This is a genomic window from Pseudomonas sp. ASL4 (assembly GCF_056680395.1).
Map to the genome: position 1 here is coordinate 196,922 of NZ_CM155280.1, position 20,343 is coordinate 217,264.

At 62.0% G+C, this 20,343-nt stretch carries 22 protein-coding genes; 21 read left to right on the forward strand and 1 reads right to left on the reverse strand.

The genetic code is table 11. The annotated features are described in order from the left end of the window. The first annotated feature begins 281 nt into the window (after nt 1-281). The 21 genes from AC1MEW_RS00800 (at nt 282) to AC1MEW_RS00900 (ending at nt 19,187) form a co-directional block, all read left to right on the forward strand. Nucleotides 282-1,007: a beta-ketoacyl synthase chain length factor gene (locus AC1MEW_RS00800; RefSeq protein WP_201205104.1), complete on the forward strand. Its 726-nt coding sequence runs from the start codon at nt 282-284 to the stop codon at nt 1,005-1,007. Beyond that, a complete protein-coding gene (locus AC1MEW_RS00805; protein ID WP_322270337.1) occupies nt 983-1,792 on the forward strand; it encodes a lysophospholipid acyltransferase family protein in 810 nt (269 codons plus the stop codon). Before AC1MEW_RS00800 ends, AC1MEW_RS00805 begins: the two co-directional genes overlap by 25 nt. Then, nucleotides 1,773-2,033: a phosphopantetheine-binding protein gene (locus AC1MEW_RS00810; protein ID WP_201199993.1), complete on the forward strand. Its 261-nt coding sequence runs from the start codon at nt 1,773-1,775 to the stop codon at nt 2,031-2,033. Before AC1MEW_RS00805 ends, AC1MEW_RS00810 begins: the two co-directional genes overlap by 20 nt. Nucleotides 2,034-2,042: 9 nt before the next feature. Then, nucleotides 2,043-2,297: an acyl carrier protein gene (locus AC1MEW_RS00815; protein ID WP_480425161.1), complete on the forward strand. Its 255-nt coding sequence runs from the start codon at nt 2,043-2,045 to the stop codon at nt 2,295-2,297. Continuing rightward, the gene (locus tag AC1MEW_RS00820; protein WP_480425163.1) at nt 2,294-2,839 is read left to right on the forward strand and encodes a COG4648 family protein; all 546 of its coding nucleotides are present in this window, start codon (nt 2,294-2,296) and stop codon (nt 2,837-2,839) included. Before AC1MEW_RS00815 ends, AC1MEW_RS00820 begins: the two co-directional genes overlap by 4 nt. Continuing rightward, the gene (locus AC1MEW_RS00825) at nt 2,836-4,515 is read left to right on the forward strand and encodes an acyl-CoA synthetase family protein (protein ID WP_201255433.1); all 1,680 of its coding nucleotides are present in this window, start codon (nt 2,836-2,838) and stop codon (nt 4,513-4,515) included. Before AC1MEW_RS00820 ends, AC1MEW_RS00825 begins: the two co-directional genes overlap by 4 nt. Nucleotides 4,516-4,688: 173 nt before the next feature. After that, nucleotides 4,689-5,423, forward strand: a complete 735-nt coding sequence (locus AC1MEW_RS00830) for a glycosyltransferase family 2 protein (RefSeq protein WP_480425165.1) — start codon at nt 4,689-4,691, stop codon at nt 5,421-5,423. Beyond that, on the forward strand, nt 5,420-6,367 hold the full coding sequence (locus AC1MEW_RS00835) for an LpxL/LpxP family acyltransferase (protein WP_480425166.1): 948 nt from the start codon (nt 5,420-5,422) through the stop codon (nt 6,365-6,367). The genes AC1MEW_RS00830 and AC1MEW_RS00835 overlap by 4 nt, the downstream gene beginning before the upstream one ends. Next, nucleotides 6,348-7,892: an HAL/PAL/TAL family ammonia-lyase gene (locus AC1MEW_RS00840; protein ID WP_201199983.1), complete on the forward strand. Its 1,545-nt coding sequence runs from the start codon at nt 6,348-6,350 to the stop codon at nt 7,890-7,892. Before AC1MEW_RS00835 ends, AC1MEW_RS00840 begins: the two co-directional genes overlap by 20 nt. Further along, entirely contained in the window at nt 7,885-8,310 is a 426-nt protein-coding gene (locus AC1MEW_RS00845) for an acyl-CoA thioesterase (RefSeq protein WP_201199981.1), read from the forward strand. The genes AC1MEW_RS00840 and AC1MEW_RS00845 overlap by 8 nt, the downstream gene beginning before the upstream one ends. 164 nt (nt 8,311-8,474) lie before the next feature. After that, nucleotides 8,475-9,065 carry an outer membrane lipoprotein carrier protein LolA gene (locus AC1MEW_RS00850; protein ID WP_201205102.1) on the forward strand — a complete coding sequence of 197 codons (591 nt, stop codon included), beginning with the start codon at nt 8,475-8,477 and terminating at the stop codon, nt 9,063-9,065. Then, a complete protein-coding gene (locus tag AC1MEW_RS00855; RefSeq protein WP_201255434.1) occupies nt 9,049-11,391 on the forward strand; it encodes an MMPL family transporter in 2,343 nt (780 codons plus the stop codon). Before AC1MEW_RS00850 ends, AC1MEW_RS00855 begins: the two co-directional genes overlap by 17 nt. Then, the gene (locus tag AC1MEW_RS00860; RefSeq protein ID WP_201199971.1) at nt 11,388-12,548 is read left to right on the forward strand and encodes a cation:proton antiporter; all 1,161 of its coding nucleotides are present in this window, start codon (nt 11,388-11,390) and stop codon (nt 12,546-12,548) included. The genes AC1MEW_RS00855 and AC1MEW_RS00860 overlap by 4 nt, the downstream gene beginning before the upstream one ends. After that, on the forward strand, nt 12,535-13,782 hold the full coding sequence (locus AC1MEW_RS00865; RefSeq protein WP_201199970.1) for a tryptophan 7-halogenase: 1,248 nt from the start codon (nt 12,535-12,537) through the stop codon (nt 13,780-13,782). Before AC1MEW_RS00860 ends, AC1MEW_RS00865 begins: the two co-directional genes overlap by 14 nt. After that, complete coding sequence (locus tag AC1MEW_RS00870; RefSeq protein WP_201255435.1) at nt 13,779-14,504, forward strand: class I SAM-dependent methyltransferase; 726 nt, start codon at nt 13,779-13,781, stop codon at nt 14,502-14,504. Before AC1MEW_RS00865 ends, AC1MEW_RS00870 begins: the two co-directional genes overlap by 4 nt. Then, the gene (locus tag AC1MEW_RS00875) at nt 14,504-15,109 is read left to right on the forward strand and encodes a hypothetical protein (RefSeq protein WP_480425169.1); all 606 of its coding nucleotides are present in this window, start codon (nt 14,504-14,506) and stop codon (nt 15,107-15,109) included. Before AC1MEW_RS00870 ends, AC1MEW_RS00875 begins: the two co-directional genes overlap by 1 nt. Then, a complete protein-coding gene (locus tag AC1MEW_RS00880; protein ID WP_480425171.1) occupies nt 15,106-16,302 on the forward strand; it encodes a beta-ketoacyl-[acyl-carrier-protein] synthase family protein in 1,197 nt (398 codons plus the stop codon). Before AC1MEW_RS00875 ends, AC1MEW_RS00880 begins: the two co-directional genes overlap by 4 nt. Beyond that, nucleotides 16,299-16,757 (forward strand): hotdog family protein, encoded by a 459-nt coding sequence (locus AC1MEW_RS00885; RefSeq protein WP_201199967.1) that lies wholly within the window; start codon nt 16,299-16,301, stop codon nt 16,755-16,757. The genes AC1MEW_RS00880 and AC1MEW_RS00885 overlap by 4 nt, the downstream gene beginning before the upstream one ends. Next, entirely contained in the window at nt 16,757-17,485 is a 729-nt protein-coding gene (fabG, locus tag AC1MEW_RS00890; protein ID WP_201199966.1) for a 3-oxoacyl-ACP reductase FabG, read from the forward strand. Before AC1MEW_RS00885 ends, fabG begins: the two co-directional genes overlap by 1 nt. Then, entirely contained in the window at nt 17,485-18,711 is a 1,227-nt protein-coding gene (locus AC1MEW_RS00895; protein ID WP_201199965.1) for a beta-ketoacyl-ACP synthase, read from the forward strand. Before fabG ends, AC1MEW_RS00895 begins: the two co-directional genes overlap by 1 nt. A 29-nt stretch (nt 18,712-18,740) precedes the next feature. After that, nucleotides 18,741-19,187, forward strand: a complete 447-nt coding sequence (locus AC1MEW_RS00900) for an excinuclease (RefSeq protein ID WP_480425173.1) — start codon at nt 18,741-18,743, stop codon at nt 19,185-19,187. Between the two features lie 198 nt (nt 19,188-19,385). On the opposite strand, the gene AC1MEW_RS00905 is transcribed toward AC1MEW_RS00900, so the two are convergent. Next, nucleotides 19,386-20,342, reverse strand: coding sequence for a transposase (locus AC1MEW_RS00905; protein WP_480425175.1), 957 nt, complete (start codon nt 20,340-20,342; stop codon nt 19,386-19,388). Nucleotide 20,343 lies beyond the last annotated feature (1 nt).

Sequence of the window (20,343 nt, forward strand, 5' to 3'; positions counted from 1 at the left end):
GGGACTACAGAGTCAGGCGCAATCTCTTGATGAAAAAGCCGCGAACTCGTGCGCTGATCGCAGACAGAGCCGACAGATCGGCCGACCTCAATGTGGACAATAGCCATACGACAGCTTTTTCACGAACCGAACGGTACATTTGGTTGTGCAAAATGTAACCAGCATTTGCTACCCGCCCGCCGCACCGGGATAATGCGCGCCACTCGGCGTTAAGCGCCACGTAAGGTCGCCGCAGATTGTGCGAGCCGCCGCGTCAAGGAAAGCCCGCAGGGGCGGGATGAATCTTTGTGATCAACTTCAACATCGCCCAATGGCGCGCATGGGCCCCTGGGCTCGAAAGCGTGGACGATTGGCAGGCCTGGAGCCGACAACCGGTCGTGCTCCAGAGCAGCGATGCCGCCCCTGACGTGTCGTTTTTGCCGGCCATGCAGCGCCGGCGACTCAGCCGCCTGGCGCGGATGGCCTTCAGTGTCGGCTGGCCGTTGGCCGATGGTCGGCAAGACCTACCGTTGGTCTTTATTTCCCGTCACGGCGAGACCCCGCGCACCTTCGAAATCCTCAGTGATCTGGCGGCCGATCAGCCGCTATCGCCGACTCAATTCAGTCTTTCGGTGCACAACGCGGTCATTGGCCTGTGGTCGATCATGCGCAGCGAAACCAGTGAAATGACCGCGCTCGCCGCGGCTGGCGATGGCCTTGAGCACGGCATGCTGGAGGCGGCGGCGCTGCTTTCGGAAGGCGCGCCCGCAGTGTTGCTGGTGGTAACCGAAGAACAGCCGCCCGAGGCCTACTCGACCTGGATCGACGATGTGCCGTTCCCTTATGCGGTCGGTTTGTTAGTCACACCCGGCAATGACTGGCAGCTGTCCCTGAACAGCAACCCGGACGAGTTGTCCAAAACTCACTGGCCCCATGCCTTGAATCTGTTGCGTACCCTGCTCGGCCAGCAGTCAACCTGCCAACATGCCTGGAAAAATCGTGTATGGACCTGGCAACGCAACCCGTAACTGAAAAAAACCGCGACGCCTACTACTGGCGCCTGCTGGCCACCGCCGCGAGCTTTACCCTTTTCGGGCTGGGCGGGCTGTGCCTGCGGTTGCTGGTTTTCCCGCTGCTCGGCTGCCTGCCTGGCGATGCCCAGGCCCATCGGCTGCGGGCGCGAAAGACCGTCAGTCGCTGCTTCTGGTTTTTTGTCCGGTTCATGGCCCGCAGCGGCGTGCTGACCTACGACATTCAGGGCGCGGAAAAACTCGGCCGTCCGGGGCAAATGATCATCGCCAATCACCCGTCGCTGATCGACGTGGTGTTTTTGATTGGTCTGGTGCCGCACGCCAACTGCGTGGTCAAAAAGAGTCTCTGGGAGAACCCCTTCACCCGCAGTCCGTTGCGCCGCACCGAATACATCAGCAACGACGGCAGCATGGACATGCTCGACGCCGCGGCCGACGCGCTGAAAAGCGGCCAGACCTTGATCATTTTTCCCGAGGGCACCCGCACCCAACCCGGCCAACCGCCGGCCTTTCATCGGGGCGCTGCGGCCATTGCCCTGCGGGGTGCGAAAATCCTCACCCCCGTGATCATCAAAGTCAGCCCGACCACATTGACCAAGGCCGAGCCCTGGTATCGGATCCCAAAACGCCGCGTGCACTTCAGTTTCCGTGTGGGGGCCGATATAGATCCACAGACCTTTTCCGAGCAGGGGCCTCCGCCACAGGCCTCGCGCAAGCTCAACGACTATTTGCACCATTACTTTATTAAGGAGCTCGCCGAAGATGAGCGATCTACACCGTGAAATTAAAACGCTGATCATCGACGCCCTGGGCCTCGAAGACATCAGCGTCGACGACATCGGCGACGACCAGACCCTGTTCGGCGAAGGCCTGGGCCTGGACTCGGTCGACGCCCTGGAACTCGGCCTGGCGATCCAGAAAAAGTACGGCATCAAGATCGATGCCGACGCCAAAGACACCCGTAACCACTTCTCCAATGTGGCGAGCCTTGCGGCGTTCGTCACTGCAAAACAGGCAGCTTGAGACCGGACCATGCAAACTCGTGACGACATCTTCAACACCCTGCGCGATGCGCTGGTCGAACTCTTCGAGCTGGACCCCGAGCGCGTCAGCCTGGAATCCAACCTGTACCAGGATCTGGAAATCGACAGCATCGACGCCGTCGACCTGATCGATCACATCAAACGCCAGACCGGCAAGAAAATCGCCGCCGAAGAATTCAAAACGGTGCGTACCGTCAGCGACGTGGTCGAGGCGGTCTACCGTCTGGTTCAACCGGCCGTATGAGCCGATTGATCGGCCTCGGCCTGCTGCTGGCGGGCCTGCTGTACCCCTTTGCGGTGTATTTCGGCATGGAGCATTTCGCCCCGTGGCAGTTCGGCCTGCTCCTGGGCAGCCTGTGGCTGGCTCGCGCGCTGACCGGCGTGCGGCGGCCCGGAAGCCTGTGGATGGCCATCGTCGCCATCGCGTTTTGCCTGCTGCTGGCGCTGTTCGACAGCCCGGTGCTATTGCGTTGGTACCCGGTGCTGATCAGCGGCTTCATGTTGGCGCTATTCGGGCTGAGCCTGAAATACGGCCCGCCGATGGCCGAACGCCTGGCCCGTCTGCGTGAACCGCACCTGCCGGCCAAGGCGATTATTTACACCCGCCAGGTCACCGTGGCCTGGAGTGTGTTTTTTCTCTGCAACGGATTGTGCGCCGCCGCGCTGACCCTTTGGGCGCCGCTGAGTTGGTGGATGTTGTACACCGGCCTGATCTCCTATGGATTGATCGGCCTGATGTTTGCCATTGAATGGCTGATACGACAACGGGTACGAGGCCACCCATGAATTGGATAACACTTGAGCAACTGCTGCTCAAGGCTCAGCCGGAACGTGCCGTGACGGCCGAACCGGCGCTGAACCACGCGCAATTGTGCGAACAGGCCCTGCGCCTCGCCGCCGGCCTGCAAGCCCAGGGTGTGCAGCGCATTGCCGTGCACCTCGAAGATGGCGCCGACCTGGCGATTGCACTGCTGGGCGCCTGGCGCGCCGGGGTCAGCGTACTGCTGCCCGCCGACCTGCAAGCCCAGACTCGCCAGCGCTGGTCGACTGAAGTCGATCTGTGGCTGACCGATCAGGCCGATGATGCGCACTTGAGTGACTATCAGCATTCGCCAATGTCCGCCGCCGCGCTGGACCTGGATCGCTGTCAGCTCAGCCTGTGCACCTCTGGCTCCAGTGGCGAGCCCAAGCGCATCGACAAAACCCTGCGACAACTGGCCAATGAGGTTCAAGCCCTGGAGCAGCTCTGGGGCGCCGACCTGGGCCCGGCCTGCATCATCGGCAGCGTCGCCACCCAACATATTTACGGTTTGCTGTTCCGGGTGCTCTGGCCGCTGTGCGCCGGGCGGCCGTTCGTGCGCAAGCAACTGGCCTTCCCGGAAGACTTGCAGCGCGCCAGCCGCGAACACTCGGCGTTCGCCTGGGTCGCCAGCCCGGCGCTGCTCAAGCGCATGGGCGATAACCTCGACTGGCCAGCCTTGAGCGCGGTGCGCCGGGTATTTTCCTCCGGCGGCGCCCTGCCCGCCGAGGCTGCGCAAAGCCTGTTCGAACGCCTGGAGCAATGGCCGACGGAAATCCTCGGCAGCTCGGAAACCGGCGGTATTGCCTGGCGTCAGGACCAGAACCTCTGGCAGCCGTTCGCCGACGTCGTGTTGAGTCAGGACAGCGACGGCGCGTTGCTCATCGCCTCGCCCTACTTGCCGGCCGGCCACATTGAACACACCGCCGACGCTGCGCGGATTGCTGCCGACGGCCGTTTCGAACTGCTGGGACGGCTGGACCGGATCGTCAAACTGGAAGAAAAACGTATCTCGCTACCGATGCTGGAACAGGCGCTGATGGCCCACGACTGGGTCGCCGAAGCGCGCCTCGGGGTGGTTCAGGAAAACCGTGCCTCGCTGGGCGCGTTGCTGGTGCTCAGTCAGCAAGGGCTGCACGCCCTGCGCAATCAGGGTCGGCGCACCCTCACTCAAGAACTGCGTCAGCACCTGAGCCAACATTGCGAAGCCCTCGCCTTGCCTCGGCGCTGGCGTTTGCTGCGCCAGTTGCCGTTGAACGCCCAAGGCAAACTGCCCCAGGCCGACGTCGAAGCCCTGCTGCTGGCCCCACGCCCGAAGGCGCCAGAGGTGCTGGAACAGGTCGAAACCGACGGCGAGTGGAGCCTGCAACTGGCGGTGCCGCCAGACCTGGCCTACTTCAGCGGCCACTTTCCACAGGCACCGGTATTGCCCGGCGTGGTGCAGGTGGATTGGGCCTTGAGCCTGGGTCAGCAGTTGATGGACTTGCCGACTAGATTCGCCGGCATGGAAGTGCTGAAATTCCAGCAACTGGTGCGTCCAGGGGATGAAATCCAGCTGCACCTGCGGTTCGACCCGGTGCGCGGCAAGTTGTACTTCGCCTATCGCAACGACACTGCCACCTGCTCCAGCGGGCGGATCGTGCTGGAGGCGGCGAATGCTTAATCTTTGGCAATGGAAATCACTGTTGCAGTGGAGATCTCTGTGGGGAGGGAGCTTGCTCCCGCTGGGCTGCGTAGCAGACCCAAAACCAGTCGCCGCAGATTTCATTACGAGCGCTTCGCACTCGGACGGGAGTAAGCTCCCTCGCCACAATGGATTGGCGGAGGCTCTTCGCCATGCATAACCCCTGCGCCATCATCCCGGTCTATAACCACGAAACCGCCATCACCACGGTGGTCGACGCACTGCTCGCCCAAGGTTTGCCGTGCATCCTGGTAGACGACGCGAGCACCCCGGCCTGCGCAAAAGTGCTCGATCAACTGGCACAACGTGAGCACACCTACCTGATTCGCCTCACCATCAATCAAGGCAAGGGCGCCGCCGTCATGACCGGTTTTCGCGAAGCCTCGCGCCTGGGTTTCAGCCACGCCTTGCAGGTGGACGCCGACGGTCAGCATGACCTCACCGACGTCGCGGTTTTTATCGAACAGTCCCGCGCCCATCCCGAAGCCGTGATTTGCGGTTATCCGCTCTACGACGCCAGCGTGCCCAAGGGCCGTTTGTATGCGCGCTACCTCACCCACGTGATGGTCTGGATCAACACGTTGTCGTTGCAGATCCGCGATTCGATGTGCGGTTTTCGCGTCTATCCATTGCCGCCAACCCTGGCGTTGATCGACTCAGCGAAGATCGGCAAACGCATGGATTTCGACTCGGACATTCTGGTGCGCCTGGCCTGGCGCAACCTGCCGATGCAGTGGCTGCACACCAAGGTCCATTACCCGCTGGACGGCGTCTCGCATTTTCGCCTATTCCGCGACAACGTACTGATCTCGAGCATGCACACCCGGCTGTTCTTCGGCATGTTGCTGCGCGCCCCGCTGATCCTCTGGCGACGGAGGCGAGCATGAGCACTGAAACAGACAAAAAGCACTGGGCTGACCGCGAGGAGCGCGGCAGTTTCTGGCTGATGAAATTCACCGCCCTCTGCGCCAAAGTGCTGGGCCGGCGGCTGTTGAGCCCGCTGCTGTACGGCATCGTCTTGTACTTTTTCCTGTTCGGCCGCAGCGCTCGTAAAAGCGCCTGGCAATACCAGCAACGCCTCGCCGACTGGAGTGGCCGCAATGAATTGCGCCCGACCCATTGGCGGGTGTTCGGGCAGTTCATGGCCTTCGCCGATTCGATGCTCGACAAGCTCGACGTCTGGAACGGCAAACTGAGCATCGAGCAAATCGAAATCATCGACCCGGCACTGTTGCGCACACAGCTGCGCGGCGCCCGTGGGCAGATGCTGGTCGGCGCGCACCTGGGCAATCTCGAGGTCTGCCGCGCGCTGGCCGAGATCGGCGAAAAAGTCACGATGAACGTGCTGGTGCACACCAAGCACGCCGAGCAGTTCAACCGCTTGCTGGGCGAAGCCGGGGCGACCAATTTGCGGCTGATCCAGGTCAGCGAACTGAACCCGGTGATCATGCTGCAACTGCACGAACGCCTGGAGCGCGGCGAGTGGCTGGCGATTGCCGGTGACCGCGTGCCCTTGCATGGCGGGCGCAGCGTGACTGTGGATTTCCTCGGCCATCCGGCAGCGTTCCCCCAAGGTCCGTGGCTGCTGGCCGGTTTGCTCAAATGTCAGGTCAATCTGTTGCTGTGTTTGAAGAAGCCGGCCGGCGACTATCGACTGACCCTCGAACCGTTCGCCGAGGCCGTGGTGTGGAAGCGCAGCGACCGCGAACAGGTCATTCATCAGTGGGCATCCCGCTACGCCGAACGCTTGGGTCACTATTGCCTTGAAGCGCCCCAACAATGGTTCAACTTTTACCCTTTCTGGAAGACCGATGACGACGCCAACGCTTGAGCCGGTAACCTTCGGCGAACTCCCTTTGCGCATCGAAGACGTGCTGGCCCTGGCCAACCGTCAGGCGCCGACGCAGTTGCAGGGCGACCCTGAATATCGCGAGCGCATCGCCAAGGGTGCGCGATTCCTGGATTCGCTGCTGGACAAGGAAGGCGTGATCTACGGCGTGACCACCGGTTACGGTGATTCCTGCGTGGTTGCGGTGCCGCTGCATCACGTCGAAGCACTGCCGCGTCATCTGTACACGTTCCACGGCTGTGGCTTGGGCAAACTGCTCGACGCCCAGGCCACCCGCGCAGTACTCGCGGCGCGTTTGCAGTCACTGTGCCACGGCGTGTCCGGGGTGCGCGTGGAACTGCTGGAACGCCTGCAAGCGTTCCTGGAACACGACATCCTGCCGCTGATCCCGGAAGAAGGCTCGGTGGGCGCCAGCGGTGATTTGACGCCGCTGTCCTACGTAGCCGCGACATTGTCCGGCGAGCGCGAAGTGATGTTCCGTGGCGAACGTCGCGAAGCTGCCGACGTGCATCGCGAACTCGGTTGGCAGCCGCTGGTGCTGCGGCCTAAAGAAGCCCTGGCACTGATGAACGGCACCGCCGTGATGACCGGCATCGCTTGCCTGGCCTTCGCCCGCGCCGATTACCTGCTGCAACTGGCCACGCGCATCACCGCGTTGAACGTGGTGGCGCTGCAAGGCAATCCTGAGCATTTCGACGAACGCCTGTTCGCTACCAAGCCGCATCCGGGGCAGATGCAAGTCGCCGCATGGCTGCGCAAAGACCTGGCCATCGACGCGCCGACCGCGCCGTTGCATCGTCTGCAAGACCGCTACTCGCTGCGTTGCGCCCCGCATGTGCTCGGCGTGTTGGCCGACAGCCTGAACTGGCTGCGTTCGTTCATCGAGATCGAGCTCAACAGCGCCAATGACAACCCGATCATCGACGCCGAAGCCGAACGCGTGCTGCACGGCGGGCACTTCTACGGCGGCCACATCGCGTTCGCCATGGACAGCCTGAAAACCCTCGTCGCCAACGTTGCTGACTTGCTGGATCGGCAACTCGCGCTGCTGGTGGACGAGCGTTACAACCACGGTTTGCCGAGCAACCTGTCTGGCGCCACTGCCGACCGCGCCATGCTCAACCACGGCTTCAAAGCCGTGCAGATCGGCACCAGCGCCTGGACCGCCGAAGCCCTGAAAAACACCATGCCGGCCAGCGTGTTCTCGCGTTCCACCGAGTGCCACAACCAGGACAAGGTGAGCATGGGCACCATCGCCGCCCGCGATGCGATCCGTGTGCTGGAGCTGACCGAACAAGTCGCCGCCGCCACCCTGCTGGCCGCCAACCAAGGCGTCTGGCTGCGCAGCCAGGTTGAGGACGCACGGCCACTGCCACCGTCCCTGGCCGCGATGCACGAAGAGCTGGCCAAAGACTTCCCGCCGGTCATCGAAGACCGTGCCCTGGAAGGCGAATTGCGTCTGTGCCTGAAACGAATCGCCGAGCAACACTGGAGGCTGCATGCGTAGCAAGGGAGTGCTTCACGCCGATACGGAAATCCTCGTGCCGTTCTTTGACGTCGACACCATGAACGTGGTCTGGCACGGCCATTACGTCAAATACCTGGAAGTCGCCCGGTGTGCGCTGCTGGACAAGCTCGGCCACAACTACACCGCCATGGTCGAGTCGGGTTTTGCCTGGCCGGTGATCGACCTGCAACTGCGCTATGTGCGCGGTGCGGTGTTCGGCCAGAAGATCAACGTGCGCGCCAGCCTGGTGGAGTGGGAAAACCGCCTGAAGATCAATTATCTGATCAGCGATCTGCAAACCGGTGAGCGCCTGACCCGCGCCGTTTCCGTGCAGGTCGCTGTCGACATGAGCAGCCGTGAGATGCAATTGGCCTCGCCGAAAGTGTTCACCGACGCTGTAGAAAGGATGCTGCCATGAACACCGGTATCGACACCTCTTCTGAGGCCAACCCAGTTCCCTGTGGCGAGCGAGCTTGCTCGCGCTTGAGTGCGCAGCACTCACAATCAGGGCAATGGTTGGCAAGTTTTTGGGGCCGCTTCGCAGCCCAGCGCGAGCAAGCTCGCTCGCCACGTTTTTCAGCGATCACGTGTCTGACCGTGTTGGCGCTACTAGGGCTGCCATCGCTCGCGCAGGCCTTCGACCTGCAACAACTCAGCGATCAGCTGGCCAAGCCGGATGTGATCCACGGCAACTTCGTCCAGGAAAAACACCTGCGCGCCCTGCCCCAGCCGCTGACCAGCAAGGGCACCTTCGTCCTCGCTAAAAATCACGGCTTGCTCTGGCTGCTGAAAACCCCGCTGCAACAGGATTACCGCATCAACGCCAAGGGCATCGCCCGGCGTGACGCCAGCGGCTGGCAACTGCTGCCGGGCAAGAGCGCCGGTGCCGAGCAGAACCGTTTGTTCCTCGCCGTACTGCAAGGTGACAGCAGCGGTTTGCAACGGGATTTCGAGCTGTCGCTGAGCGGCGATGCGCAGAAATGGAAGCTGACCCTCACCCCGCGCTCGATGCTGCTCAAGCAAGTGTTCAACCAGATCAACATCGACGGCGGCGAGTTGGTGAACAGCATCGAACTGCTGGAAACCCAGGGAGACAGCACCCTCATGCGCATGCAGGACAGCACTAGCGCCCAACCGTTGAGCGACGCGGAGCAACATGACTTTGCCGAGTGAACGGATGCTCCCACGGCTGTTCCTGATCCTGCTGCTGGCGGTGCTCGCGCTCGCCGGCTGGCAATGGCGTGACGGCGCACCGCTGTCGGCCAACCTGATGGAACTGGTGCCAGGTACGGCGCCGGACGCGCTGGAACTGCGCGCCGAACAACGCATGCAAGAACCGCTGAACCGCGAAATGCTGGTGCTGGTCGGCCATACCGATCGCCAGCAAGCCGTGGCCATGGCGCAGAAACTCGGCGAGCAATGGCAGGCCAGCGGTCTGTTCGAAAAGGTCCAATGGACCCTGCAAGCCGACTTGCCGGCGCTGCGCACGCAGCTGCTGCAAGGTCGGCTGGCGATGCTCTCGGACGCGGATCGGCAACAACTGATCGAGCATCCCGACGCTTTCATTCAACAGCGCGTGCAAGCGCTGTTCGACCCGTTCACCGGTTTCAGCCTGGTGCCGAGCCAGGATGACTGGCTGGGCCTGACCGGGCGCATCCAGAACAGCCAGCCACAACACGGCGCGGTGCAACTGGACATCGGCAGCGGTGCCTTGGTCGCCGATGCAGACGGCAAGAGTTGGGTGCTGCTGCGAGCGCGGACCACCGGCAACGCCTTCGACATGAACCTGCCGCTGCAAGTGGCCGCACTGCTCAAACACAGTCGTGAAGAAGCGGCTCAGGGCGACGTGCAGTTGCTCGCTGCCAGCGGCTTGCTCTATGCGGCCAACGGTCAGCAACAAGCGACCCGGGAAATGACTTGGGTCGGTGGCGGCGCCACACTCGGCATCCTGTTGTTGCTGTTGCTGGCCTTCCGGCGGCTGCGCGTGTTGCTCGCGTTTGTCCCGGTGCTGGTGGGCATGCTGTTCGGTGGAGTGGCCTGCATCGCGCTGTTCGGCCATCTGCATGTGATGACATTGGTGCTCGGTTCCAGCCTGATCGGCGTTGCCGTCGATTACCCGTTGCACTACCTGTCCAAGAGCTGGAGCCTGAAACCCTGGAACAGTTGGCCAGCCCTGCGCCTGACCTTGCCGGGGCTGACATTGAGCCTGATCACCAGTTGCATCGGCTACCTCGCCCTGGCCTGGACGCCGTTCCCGGCGCTGACCCAAATCGCCGTGTTCTCCGCCGCCGGCCTGTTCGGCGCCTACCTGTCGGCGGTGTGCCTGCTGCCGGCCCTGCTCAAGGGCACTGACCTGCGGCCGGCGCAATGGCCGCTGCGGGTTGCCGAGTTTCTGGTGAACCTGCGTGAAGCGCTTCTCCAACGCGCTCGCACGCCAGTGTTGCTGGCGCTGCTGATCGTCTTCTGTGTCGGCGGTCTGTTGCAACTCAGCACCAAGAACGACATTCGCCAATGGGTCGGTATGCCGCAACACCTGACCGACGAAGCCCAGACCATCGCGCGCATTACCGGCTACCAACCCACCAGCCAGTTCTTCCTGATCCGCGCCGCCAACCAGCAAGAATTACTCGAACGCCAAAGCGCCCTGACTGATCGCCTGGAGCAACTGGTCAACCTCGACAAACTCCAGGGCTTTCTGTCCCTCAATCAACTGGTCAGCCAGCCAAGTGAGCAGAAGCAAGTACGTGAAGCGCTAAATAAACTGCCGCAATTCTGGCAACCGTTGCTCGACGTCGGCGTACCAGTCGAGGCGCTGCAAGCCGAACTGGCGAAGTTGCAAGCGCTGCCCACCGAAGATATCGATGCGGCGCTGGCCGGGCCGTTAGCCGAACCTTATCGCACCCTGTGGCTGGGGCCGACCGCTGACGGCGGCGTGGCAGCCATGATCAGCCTGCAAGGCTTGAACAACCCGTCGCTGCTGCGGGTTCAGGCGCTGGATTTACCGGGCGTGCAATTGGTGGATCGCCTCGGCGAGCTGAATAAGGTCTTCGCTGCTACGCAGATCAGCGCCGCTGAATTGAAACTCGCCTCCTGCGTGCTGATCGTGCTGGTGTTGATCCTGCCATTCGGCCTCAGCGGCGCGTTGCGCATCGTCGCCCTGCCATTGCTCGCCGCACTGTGCAGCCTCGCCAGCCTCGGTTGGCTCGGCCAGCCGCTGACACTGTTCAGCCTGTTCGGCCTGCTGCTGGTGACGGCCATCAGCGTCGATTACGCGATTCTCATGCGCGAACAAGTCGGCGGTGCCGCTGTGAGCCTGCTGGGCACCTTGCTGGCGGCGTTGACCACTTGGCTGTCGTTCGGGTTGCTGGCGGTGTCGAGTACGCCGGCGGTGAGCAACTTCGGTCTATCGGTGAGCCTCGGGCTGGCGTTCAGCTTCATCCTCGCGCCATGGGCCGGGCGTCACGTCCATGCCACTGCCGTCGCGGAGCCGGCAGCATGATGATCGTGCTGTTTTGGGCGATGGCCCTGGGGCTGTTCGCCGTCGCGACCCGCGTCGGCCGGCATTTCGGGTTGATCCCGATTGTCAGCCAATTGCTGCTGGCGACGTTTGGCTTGCCGCTGTTGATGTATTTCTGGATCGAGCCGGGCTGGCAGCTCAGCGGCGCCGATCTGATCTCGCCGGTATGGCTGAAAAACCTCTACAGCCTGAGTTTCGCCTTGCTGCTGGGACACATCCTCAGCGACGTGATCGACCTGCGGCTGGATCGCCAGAGCCTGAAAATCGCCCTGCCGAGTTTCTGCCTGCCCTTCGCCTGCGGGCTGGCGACAGCGGTCTGGCTGTTGCCGACGCAATCGTGGATCAGCTCGTTGGCGGTCGGTTTGGTGTTCGCCATCACCGCGATCCCGGTGTTGTACCTGTACCTGCGACACATCAACTACCCGCCCGCCGCCACCCGGCGTTTGGTGCAAACCGCTATCCTCATCGACCTCACGTGCTGGACGTTGTTCGGCTTCGCCCAAGGCAGCCTGCACCTGAGCAGTTTGCTGCTGCCACTGGCCGGCGCGTGCCTGCCGTTGCTGTTGCGCCTGCTCGGTTTGCGCCAACCGCTGCTGCACAGCGGCTGCTTCTTCGCGCTGCTGGTGGTGGCCGAGCATTTCAAGCTCAACGCACTGATTTTCGGCATCGGCTATCTGCTGTGCATGGCCGTGCTCAAAGTGCCGCTGGTGTTGCCGTTGCCGGCGGTCTGGATGAATCGCTTGCAGACCTGGATCGCCATCCCGCTGATTCTCACGTTCGGCATCGTGCAGATCGACGTGCACAGCGCCATGGCCAGCCTCGGCTGGTTGCAACTGACCGCGCTGCTGTTGTTCCCGATCATCAGCAAACTGCTGGGTAACTGGCTCGGCCTGGGCTGGGCCGGCGCCTCGTTTGACGGCGCCAGCCGCTGGCGGGAAAGCCTGCTGCTGAACATTCGTGGCTTGAGCGAGATCGTCTTTCTCAACCTGCTGCTGCAACAACAACTCATCAGCCCGGCGTTGTACTTCGCGCTGATGTTGATGGGCCTGATCGCAACATTGCTGCCGGCACTGGCCGGCATGCACCGAATCCCGCTGAATATCGCCGCCCCGGCAAGGAGCTCCCGTGCCAACCGTTGAAATGGAACGTCGTCAGGTTGTGGTCATCGGCGCAGGCCCTTCGGGTGCCATCGCCGCCGCGCTGCTCAAGCGCAAGGGTCACGATGTCTTGGTGATCGAGCGCCAACATTTTCCAAGGTTTTCCATCGGTGAAAGCCTGTTGTCCCATTGCCTCGATTTCGTCGAAGAGGCCGGCATGCTTGAAGCGGTGAACGCCGCTGGTTTTCAGATAAAAACCGGCGCTGCGTTCGCGTGGGGCGAGCAGTACAGCGACTTCGATTTCGGCGACACGTTCAGCAACGGCAAGCCGACCACGTTTCAGGTGCAACGCGCCGATTTCGACAAGTTGCTGGCCGATCAAGCAGCGTTGCAAGGTGTGGAATTGCGTTACGGCGAAGCCATCGTCAGCGCTGATTTCGACCTGCCGAAACCGCAGCTGAATGTGCTGCGCGAGGACGGCAGCGAGTATCGCGTCGAAGCCGACTTCGTGCTCGACGCCAGCGGCTACGGCCGCGTGCTGCCGCGCCTGCTCGACCTCGAAGCACCGTCGAATTTCCCGGTGCGCCAAGCCGTGTTCACCCACGTTGAGGACCTGATCGACAACCCGGCCTTCGACCGGACCAAGATCCTCGTCACCACCCATCCGACCCATCGCGACATCTGGTTCTGGACCATCCCGTTCAGCAACGGCCGGTGCTCGGTGGGTGTGGTGGCCGCCGCCGAACATTTCGACGGTCGTACCGACAATCTGGACGACTGCCTGCGCGGTTTTATCGCCGAAACCCCAAGCCTGGCCGGTGTGCTGAACAACGCGGTGTGGGACACCCCGGCGCGGACCATCGGCGGCTACTCGGCCAACGTCAAAACCCTGCACGGCCCGGGCTTTGCGCTGCTGGGCAACGCGGCGGAATTCCTCGACCCGGTGTTCTCCTCCGGCGTGACCATCGCGATGCGCTCGGCGAGCATGGCCGCCGGCGTATTGCATCGCCAATTGCAGGGTGAAAGCGTCGACTGGCAGACCGAGTTCGCCGCCCCGCTCAAACGTGGCGTCGACACCTTCCGCTGCTACGTCGAAGGCTGGTACGCCGGGACCTTCCAGGACGTGATTTTCCATGATGGCAGCTCACCGGACATCCGCCGGATGATCGCCTCGATCCTCGCCGGTTACGCCTGGGATGAACGCAATCCGTTCGTCAGCGAAGCGAAGCGTCGGTTGAAGGTGATTTCGGAAATCTGTGCAAGGGATGCGACATGAGTTACCTGAGCGACAACTACGTCGAAGAAACCAAATTCGGTTTCTGGTTCCTGCGCAGCCACACCTGGCAGCACCATGTGCTGCGGGTGGCAATCAACGACCTGCGCAACCTGTTCAGCGATTCGCTGCCCAGCAACCCGGTGTTGCTGGATGCCGGTTGCGGCCAGGGCAAGTCGTTCCAGTACCTGCGCCAGACTTTTTCGCCGCAACGCCTGATCGGTGTCGATGCCGACCCGCACAGCCTGCACCTCAGCGGAGAAGAGGCGGCGCGTCAGGGCATGACGGTGGAGCTGATCGGCAGCGACTGCGCGACGCTCAACGTGGCCAACGCCAGCGTCGACCTGCTGTTCTGTCACCAGACCTTTCATCACCTCGTCGAACAGGACTTGGCCCTGGCCGAGTTCTATCGCGTGCTCAAGCCGGGCGGCTATCTGCTGTTCGCCGAGTCCACCGAGGCTTACATTGATACGTGGGTGATTCGCTGGTTGTTCCGCCACCCGATGCATGTGCAAAAGAGTGCTGCCGGGTATCTGGAAATGATTCGCCAGCAGGGTTTTGAATTCGGCCCGCAGAATGTGTCTTATCCATACTTGTGGTGGAGTCGCGCAAAGGATTTCGGGCTGTTTGAACGTTTTGGTTTGCGTAAGCCGAAGCCGTTTGGCCAACGGGAAGAAACCCTGGTCAATGTCGTGGCGCGCAAACCTCTTGAAGGTGTTGTTTGATGTCTAGCGCAATTCAAAACTGTGGGAGCGGGCTTGCTCGCGAAAGCGGTGTGTCAGTCGACATCATTGGTGAATGTCAGACCGCCTTCGCGAGCAAGCCCGCTCCCACAGGGTTTGCGGTGCTGCTGAGATTTGTACTGCTGGGTTTTGCCCTGCTGCTGAGCGCTTGCGCCAGCCGCGCGCCGCTGCCCGAGCACAGCCCAACGCTGGCGTTGCCCTTGCAATTGCACATCCAGCGTTTGATGGCTGACCAGCGTCAGGACTGGGTGTTGGTGATCCAGCAGGAAGGCCCTGGCCTGCGTTGGTCGATGATGGATTTACTCGGCATTCCCCAGGCCCGGCAGAAGTTGATCGATGGCGATTGGCAGGCCGATGGTCTGCTGCCACCGAATCCGGAAGCCCGGGAACTGTTCGCCGCGCTGTTGTTTGCGCTAACGCCCGAAGGCGAGTTGCACAGTAACTATCCCACTGCATCGCAGCATGGCGGGCAACGCGTGTTGCCAGAGCGCTGGGACGTCCGTTATTCACGCCCCTTGAGTTTTGAATTGAACCTGCCAAAAGGCCCGAAATACCAAGTCACGCCACTGAGCGCAGACACGCCATGACCGCCTATTTGAACGCACTGGGGGTGATCTGCTCTCTGGGCCGCGACAAACAGGCAGTCGCCCGCAATCTGTTTGCCGGCGATTGCTCCGGTATGCAAAGCGAGTCTGGCTGGGTGGCGGAACGTTCGTTGCCGGTGGCTGCGGTTCACGGTGAACTGGCACCGATTCCGCCTGAGTTGATCGAGCAACGCAGCCGCAATAATCAACTGCTGCTGGAAGCGGCGCTGCAAATTCGTCCAGAGATCGATCAAGCGATTCAGACCTACGGCCGCGAACGCATCGGCGTCGTGCTTGGCACCAGCACTTCGGGCATCGACGAAGCCAGTCGCGGATTGGCCCATTACATTCGTGAGCATGAGTTCCCCGCCGACTACAACTATCAGCAGCAGGAGCTCGGCGCGCCGGCAAACTTCCTCGCCGACTGGCTGCAATTGAGCGGCCCGGCCTATGTGATTTCCACCGCTTGTACTTCCAGCGCCCGAGCCTTGATGAGCGCCCAGCGCTTGCTCGATCTGGGCATGTGCGACGCTGTGCTGTGTGGCGGTGTCGACAGTTTGTGCAAACTGACGCTCAACGGTTTCTCGGCGCTGGAAGCAGTGTCCGAGCAGCGCTGCAACCCGTTTTCCGCCAACCGTAACGGCATCAACATCGGCGAAGCGGCGGTGCTGTTTTTGATGAGTAAAAGTGCTGGCGACGGCCCCTCGATTGCCCTGCTCGGCAGCGGCGCCAGCTCTGACGCCCACCACATTTCCGCACCGGAACCAACCGGCCGTGGCGCCCAGCAAGCAATGCACCAGGCCTTGAGCCGTGCCGCGCTGCAACCGTCGCAAATCAGTTACCTGAACCTGCACGGCACCGCCACTCAACACAACGACGCCATGGAAAGCCTGGCCGTGGCCGCGTTGTTTCCGGACGGCGTGCCGTGCTCGTCGACCAAGCCGATGACCGGTCACACCCTCGGCGCCGCCGGTGCCCTGGAAGCGGCGTTCTGCTGGTTGAGCCTGAGCGTCGACAATCCCGAACACCTCCTGCCGCCCCACGTCTGGGACGGCCAGCCCGACCCCGACCTGCCGGCGCTCAATTGGGTGACCCCGGCCACTCGCCTGGCGTCCATTGCACCTCGCTACCTGATGAGCAATTCGTTTGCCTTCGGTGGCAATAACGTCAGCCTGATTATCGGAGACGCCCCATGATTGACTGGCCGATCGCCGAACTGCTGCCTCACGCTGGCGACATGATCCTCATCGAGCAGATCCTGTCGTTCGATGACGAGCAGATTCACACCCGCCTCACCGTCAAACCCGATGGCCTGTTCAACCGTCCCGACGGCAGCCTGCCGGCCTGGGTCGGCATCGAACTGATGGCCCAAAGTGTGGCGGCTTACGCCGGTTGCCATGCCCGTGCGCGCGGCGATGCGGTGGAGCTGGGCTTCCTGCTCGGCACCCGCAAATTCGAATGCAACGTCGAACACTTTCCTGCCGGCACCGAGCTGACCATCCACGGGCTGCGCTCGCTGGAAGACGACAGCGGCATGGGCGTATTCGAATGCCACATCAACGCCCCCGGCATCCACGCCACCGCCCGGCTCAACGTGTACCGCCCGCCCCAGGCGGCGCAATATCTTCAAGAAATCCAAGGAGTCGAGTGATGACTGAATTCGTACTGGTCACCGGCTCCAGCCGTGGCATTGGCCGCGCTATCGCCCTGCGTCTGGCCCAGGCTGGCCACGACATCGTGCTGCATTGCCGCAGCGGTCTGGCCGAGGCAGAGGCCGTGAAGGCCGAAATCGAAGCGCTGGGCCGCAACGCCCGCGTGCTGCAATTTGATGTGTCTGACCGCGCCAGTTGCAAAGCCATTCTCGAAGCTGACGTTGAAGCTCACGGCGCCTATTACGGCGTGGTGCTCAACGCCGGGTTGACTCGCGACGGTGCTTTTCCGGCGCTGAGCGAGGATGATTGGGATGTGGTGATGCGCACCAACCTCGACGGTTTCTACAACGTGCTGCACCCGGTGATGATGCCGATGATTCGTCGTCGCGCCGCCGGGCGAATTGTTTGCATCACCTCGGTTTCCGGGTTGATCGGCAACCGTGGCCAGGTCAACTACAGCGCCTCCAAGGCGGGTTTGATCGGCGCGGCGAAAGCGTTGGCGATCGAACTGGGCAAGCGCAAAATCACCGTTAACTGTGTCGCACCCGGCCTGATCGACACCGCCATGCTCGACGAAAACGTGCCGGTGGAAGAACTGATGAAAATGATCCCCGCACAACGCATGGGCACACCTGAAGAGGTGGCCGGTGCGGTGAATTTCCTGATGTCGGCGGAAGCCTCGTACATCACCCGGCAGGTTCTGGCCGTCAACGGAGGCCTGTGCTGATGAAGCGCGTCGTCGTCACCGGCATGGCCGGCATCACCTCACTGGGCAGCGATTGGGAGACCATCGCCGCCAACTTCAAGGCCAACCGCAGCGGCATTCGCCGGATGGACGAGTGGGACCGCTTCACTGAACTCAACACCCGTCTCGCCGGGCCGATCGATGACTTCAAAGTCCCGAGCCACTGGACCCGCAAGCAACTGCGCAGCATGGGTCGCGTCTCGCGGCTCGCTGTGGGTGCTGCTGAGCAAGCGTTGGCCGACGCGGGGCTGTTGGGCGATGAATCGATCAAGGACGGGCGCATGGGCGTCGCCTGTGGTTCGTCCACCGGCAGCACCGACGAGATAAAAGCGTTCGGCAACATGCTGCTCAACTCCGTAGCCGAAGGCCTGAACGCCAACTCCTACGTGCGGATGATGCCGCACACCACAGCAGCGAATATCAGCATATTCTTCGGCCTCACCGGCCGGTTGATCCCGACGTCCAGCGCCTGCACCAGCGGCAGCCAGGGCATTGGCTACGCCTACGAGTCGATCAAGTTCGGCCGCTTGCCGCTGATGCTGGCCGGCGGCGCCGAAGAACTGTGCCCGACCGAAGCGATGGTCTTCGACGCGCTCTACGCCACCAGCCTGAAAAACGACGCGCCGCAAACCAGCCCACGGCCGTACGACAAGGACCGTGACGGCCTGGTGATCGGTGAAGGCGGCGGCATGTTGGTGCTCGAAGAACTCGAACACGCTTTGGCCCGTGGCGCACACATCCATGCCGAACTCGTCGGTTTCGGCAGCAACGCCGATGGCCAGCACACCACCCGTCCAGAGCAAGCGACCATGCGCCGCGCCATGGAACTGGCCCTGGAAGACGCCGGTTTGCAGCCGTCGGACATCGGCTACGTAAACGGTCACGGCACCGCGACCGAACAGGGCGACATCGCCGAAACACAGGCAACCAGTTCGTTGTTCGGCGAGCACATGCCGATCAGCTCGCAGAAAAGCTTCCTCGGCCACACCCTCGGGGCCTGCGGTGCGCTGGAATCCTGGTTCAGCATCGAAATGATGAACCGCGACCTGTACGTACACACTTTCAACCTCGACGAGGTCGACCCGCACTGCGGCAAGCTCGACTACCTGCGCGGCGAGTTCCGGCAGATGAGCAACCAGTACGTGATGAACAACAACTTCGCCTTCGGCGGCGTCAACACCTCGCTGATCTTTCGCCGCTGGTCGTAACCGTATTAATCAAGGTCAAGGAGACCTCCATGCACGTCAAGAAACTCGCCGCGGCCGCCACCCTGCTGATCTGCGCCCTACCGGCCGTCAGCCAGGCCCGCGACACCACGGTGTACCTGCCTCTCGATAAAGCCGTTGCCGAGGCCACCCGCACCGGCAAAATCGATGGCAGCGTGAAATTCTACCTGGCCGGCAACACCCCGACCGGCTCCGTCACCGTCGTCAGCCCCGGCGCCGTGACCAACAAGAAAACCAACGCCTTCAACAAGACCGACGCAGTCGCCTGCGAATGGGTCGCGCAATCGGCCATCATCAGCCTGTTCCAAGCGGCCAAGGGCGCTGGTGCTAACGCGGTGACCAACATTGTCAGCTTCTACAAGAGCAATGAGCGTAAGGATGCAACGAACTATGAATGCCACGCTGGCGCGATCATGGCGGGCGTTGCGTTGAAAGGGGATTTGGCGAAGGTTCAGTAAGGGTCTTGATGCCCAATCCTGTGGCGAGCGAGCTTGCTCGCGCTGGGCTGCGAAGCAGCCCCAAAACTCAGACAGTCACTGAAGATTTTTGTGAGCGCTGCGCACTCAAACGGGAGCAAGCTCCCTCGCCACAATGGGAGCAGTCCGACAGGTGTTGCCCAAAAGCAAAAATTCAAAAGATCGCAGCTTTCGCAGCACCTACCGCCAGGAAACAAACCTGCCCTTGCGCGTCCCTTGCGGATAAATGGAGCGCGTGGCCTTGTCCAGATGACCACCCTGACGCACAAAACTGACCGCTTCGTGGTTGCGACGACTGCGCATCCAGGTGATCCATTGCAACAGTTCAGAGTGCCCCAACGTTTCGATCAATAACAAAAACTGCTCACGCCAACGCGAACTGGCGCCCATGCCCAGCCCTGAGCGCCGTTTAAGGTCCGGGATACTTAGGCCATCCATCACCCCTTGCACGAAATCAACCCAGAGTTCAGGTCGGATCATCCCGACCAGCGGCGTCCCGGACAAAACGGAAAAGCAGGTCACACAAGGATCGCACTTGAACTTCGGGCGAATGCCTTTAATTCGATAGGTCCGCTCTCCCCCGCACCTCGGGCATGTCGCGTGCTGCGCATTCAGCATCGTCTCGATCCACGTGATAACCGCTTGCTGTTGCAGCGCAATGTGCTCGGGCGGTTGCAGGTTTTCTCGGTAATGGCGTGTCGTCCACCACTGGTACAACTCAGGACACTCCTCGGCCATCACCTCACCGACCGCCGCCCCCCAGTTGAAGTAAACCTTTGGGGTCACGCCCAAGCGAGAGGCTATCTGGACGCTGGACCAACCGGCCAGCAGGTACACCGCAAACGTAGACCACAGGTCCATGCGGTGCATATTTGCAAAAGGAGAATCGCTCAAACTGTTGCAACTCTTACGACAGGAGCCGCAGTAGTAACGCGGAAGCCGTTGCCGGGCCGGAGGGGTCTGGAGAGTCACATCGGTTTTGCCGCACCAAGGGCAATAACGCACTCGCCGATGCGGCAACTCGTGCAGATAGCGGATCAAGCGATTGGCGTCGGGGCGCAGGTTTGCCGGGAGGCAGACGTCGTGGTCCGGTAGATCGTCGCAACCGGGGATTGGCAGTGAGGGGAGTTGGGTCACG

Coding starts and splice junctions, on each gene's coding strand:
- AC1MEW_RS00815 (WP_480425161.1), top strand. CDS start 2,043: ATGCAAACTCGTGACGACATCTTCAACACCCTGCGCGATGCGCTGGTC.
- AC1MEW_RS00855 (WP_201255434.1), top strand. CDS start 9,049: ATGACTTTGCCGAGTGAACGGATGCTCCCACGGCTGTTCCTGATCCTG.
- AC1MEW_RS00830 (WP_480425165.1), top strand. CDS start 4,689: ATGCATAACCCCTGCGCCATCATCCCGGTCTATAACCACGAAACCGCC.
- AC1MEW_RS00820 (WP_480425163.1), top strand. CDS start 2,294: ATGAGCCGATTGATCGGCCTCGGCCTGCTGCTGGCGGGCCTGCTGTAC.
- AC1MEW_RS00900 (WP_480425173.1), top strand. CDS start 18,741: ATGCACGTCAAGAAACTCGCCGCGGCCGCCACCCTGCTGATCTGCGCC.
- AC1MEW_RS00895 (WP_201199965.1), top strand. CDS start 17,485: ATGAAGCGCGTCGTCGTCACCGGCATGGCCGGCATCACCTCACTGGGC.
- fabG (WP_201199966.1), top strand. CDS start 16,757: ATGACTGAATTCGTACTGGTCACCGGCTCCAGCCGTGGCATTGGCCGC.
- AC1MEW_RS00825 (WP_201255433.1), top strand. CDS start 2,836: ATGAATTGGATAACACTTGAGCAACTGCTGCTCAAGGCTCAGCCGGAA.
- AC1MEW_RS00870 (WP_201255435.1), top strand. CDS start 13,779: ATGAGTTACCTGAGCGACAACTACGTCGAAGAAACCAAATTCGGTTTC.
- AC1MEW_RS00805 (WP_322270337.1), top strand. CDS start 983: ATGGACCTGGCAACGCAACCCGTAACTGAAAAAAACCGCGACGCCTAC.
- AC1MEW_RS00845 (WP_201199981.1), top strand. CDS start 7,885: ATGCGTAGCAAGGGAGTGCTTCACGCCGATACGGAAATCCTCGTGCCG.
- AC1MEW_RS00880 (WP_480425171.1), top strand. CDS start 15,106: ATGACCGCCTATTTGAACGCACTGGGGGTGATCTGCTCTCTGGGCCGC.
- AC1MEW_RS00835 (WP_480425166.1), top strand. CDS start 5,420: ATGAGCACTGAAACAGACAAAAAGCACTGGGCTGACCGCGAGGAGCGC.
- AC1MEW_RS00840 (WP_201199983.1), top strand. CDS start 6,348: ATGACGACGCCAACGCTTGAGCCGGTAACCTTCGGCGAACTCCCTTTG.
- AC1MEW_RS00810 (WP_201199993.1), top strand. CDS start 1,773: ATGAGCGATCTACACCGTGAAATTAAAACGCTGATCATCGACGCCCTG.
- AC1MEW_RS00885 (WP_201199967.1), top strand. CDS start 16,299: ATGATTGACTGGCCGATCGCCGAACTGCTGCCTCACGCTGGCGACATG.
- AC1MEW_RS00860 (WP_201199971.1), top strand. CDS start 11,388: ATGATGATCGTGCTGTTTTGGGCGATGGCCCTGGGGCTGTTCGCCGTC.
- AC1MEW_RS00875 (WP_480425169.1), top strand. CDS start 14,504: ATGTCTAGCGCAATTCAAAACTGTGGGAGCGGGCTTGCTCGCGAAAGC.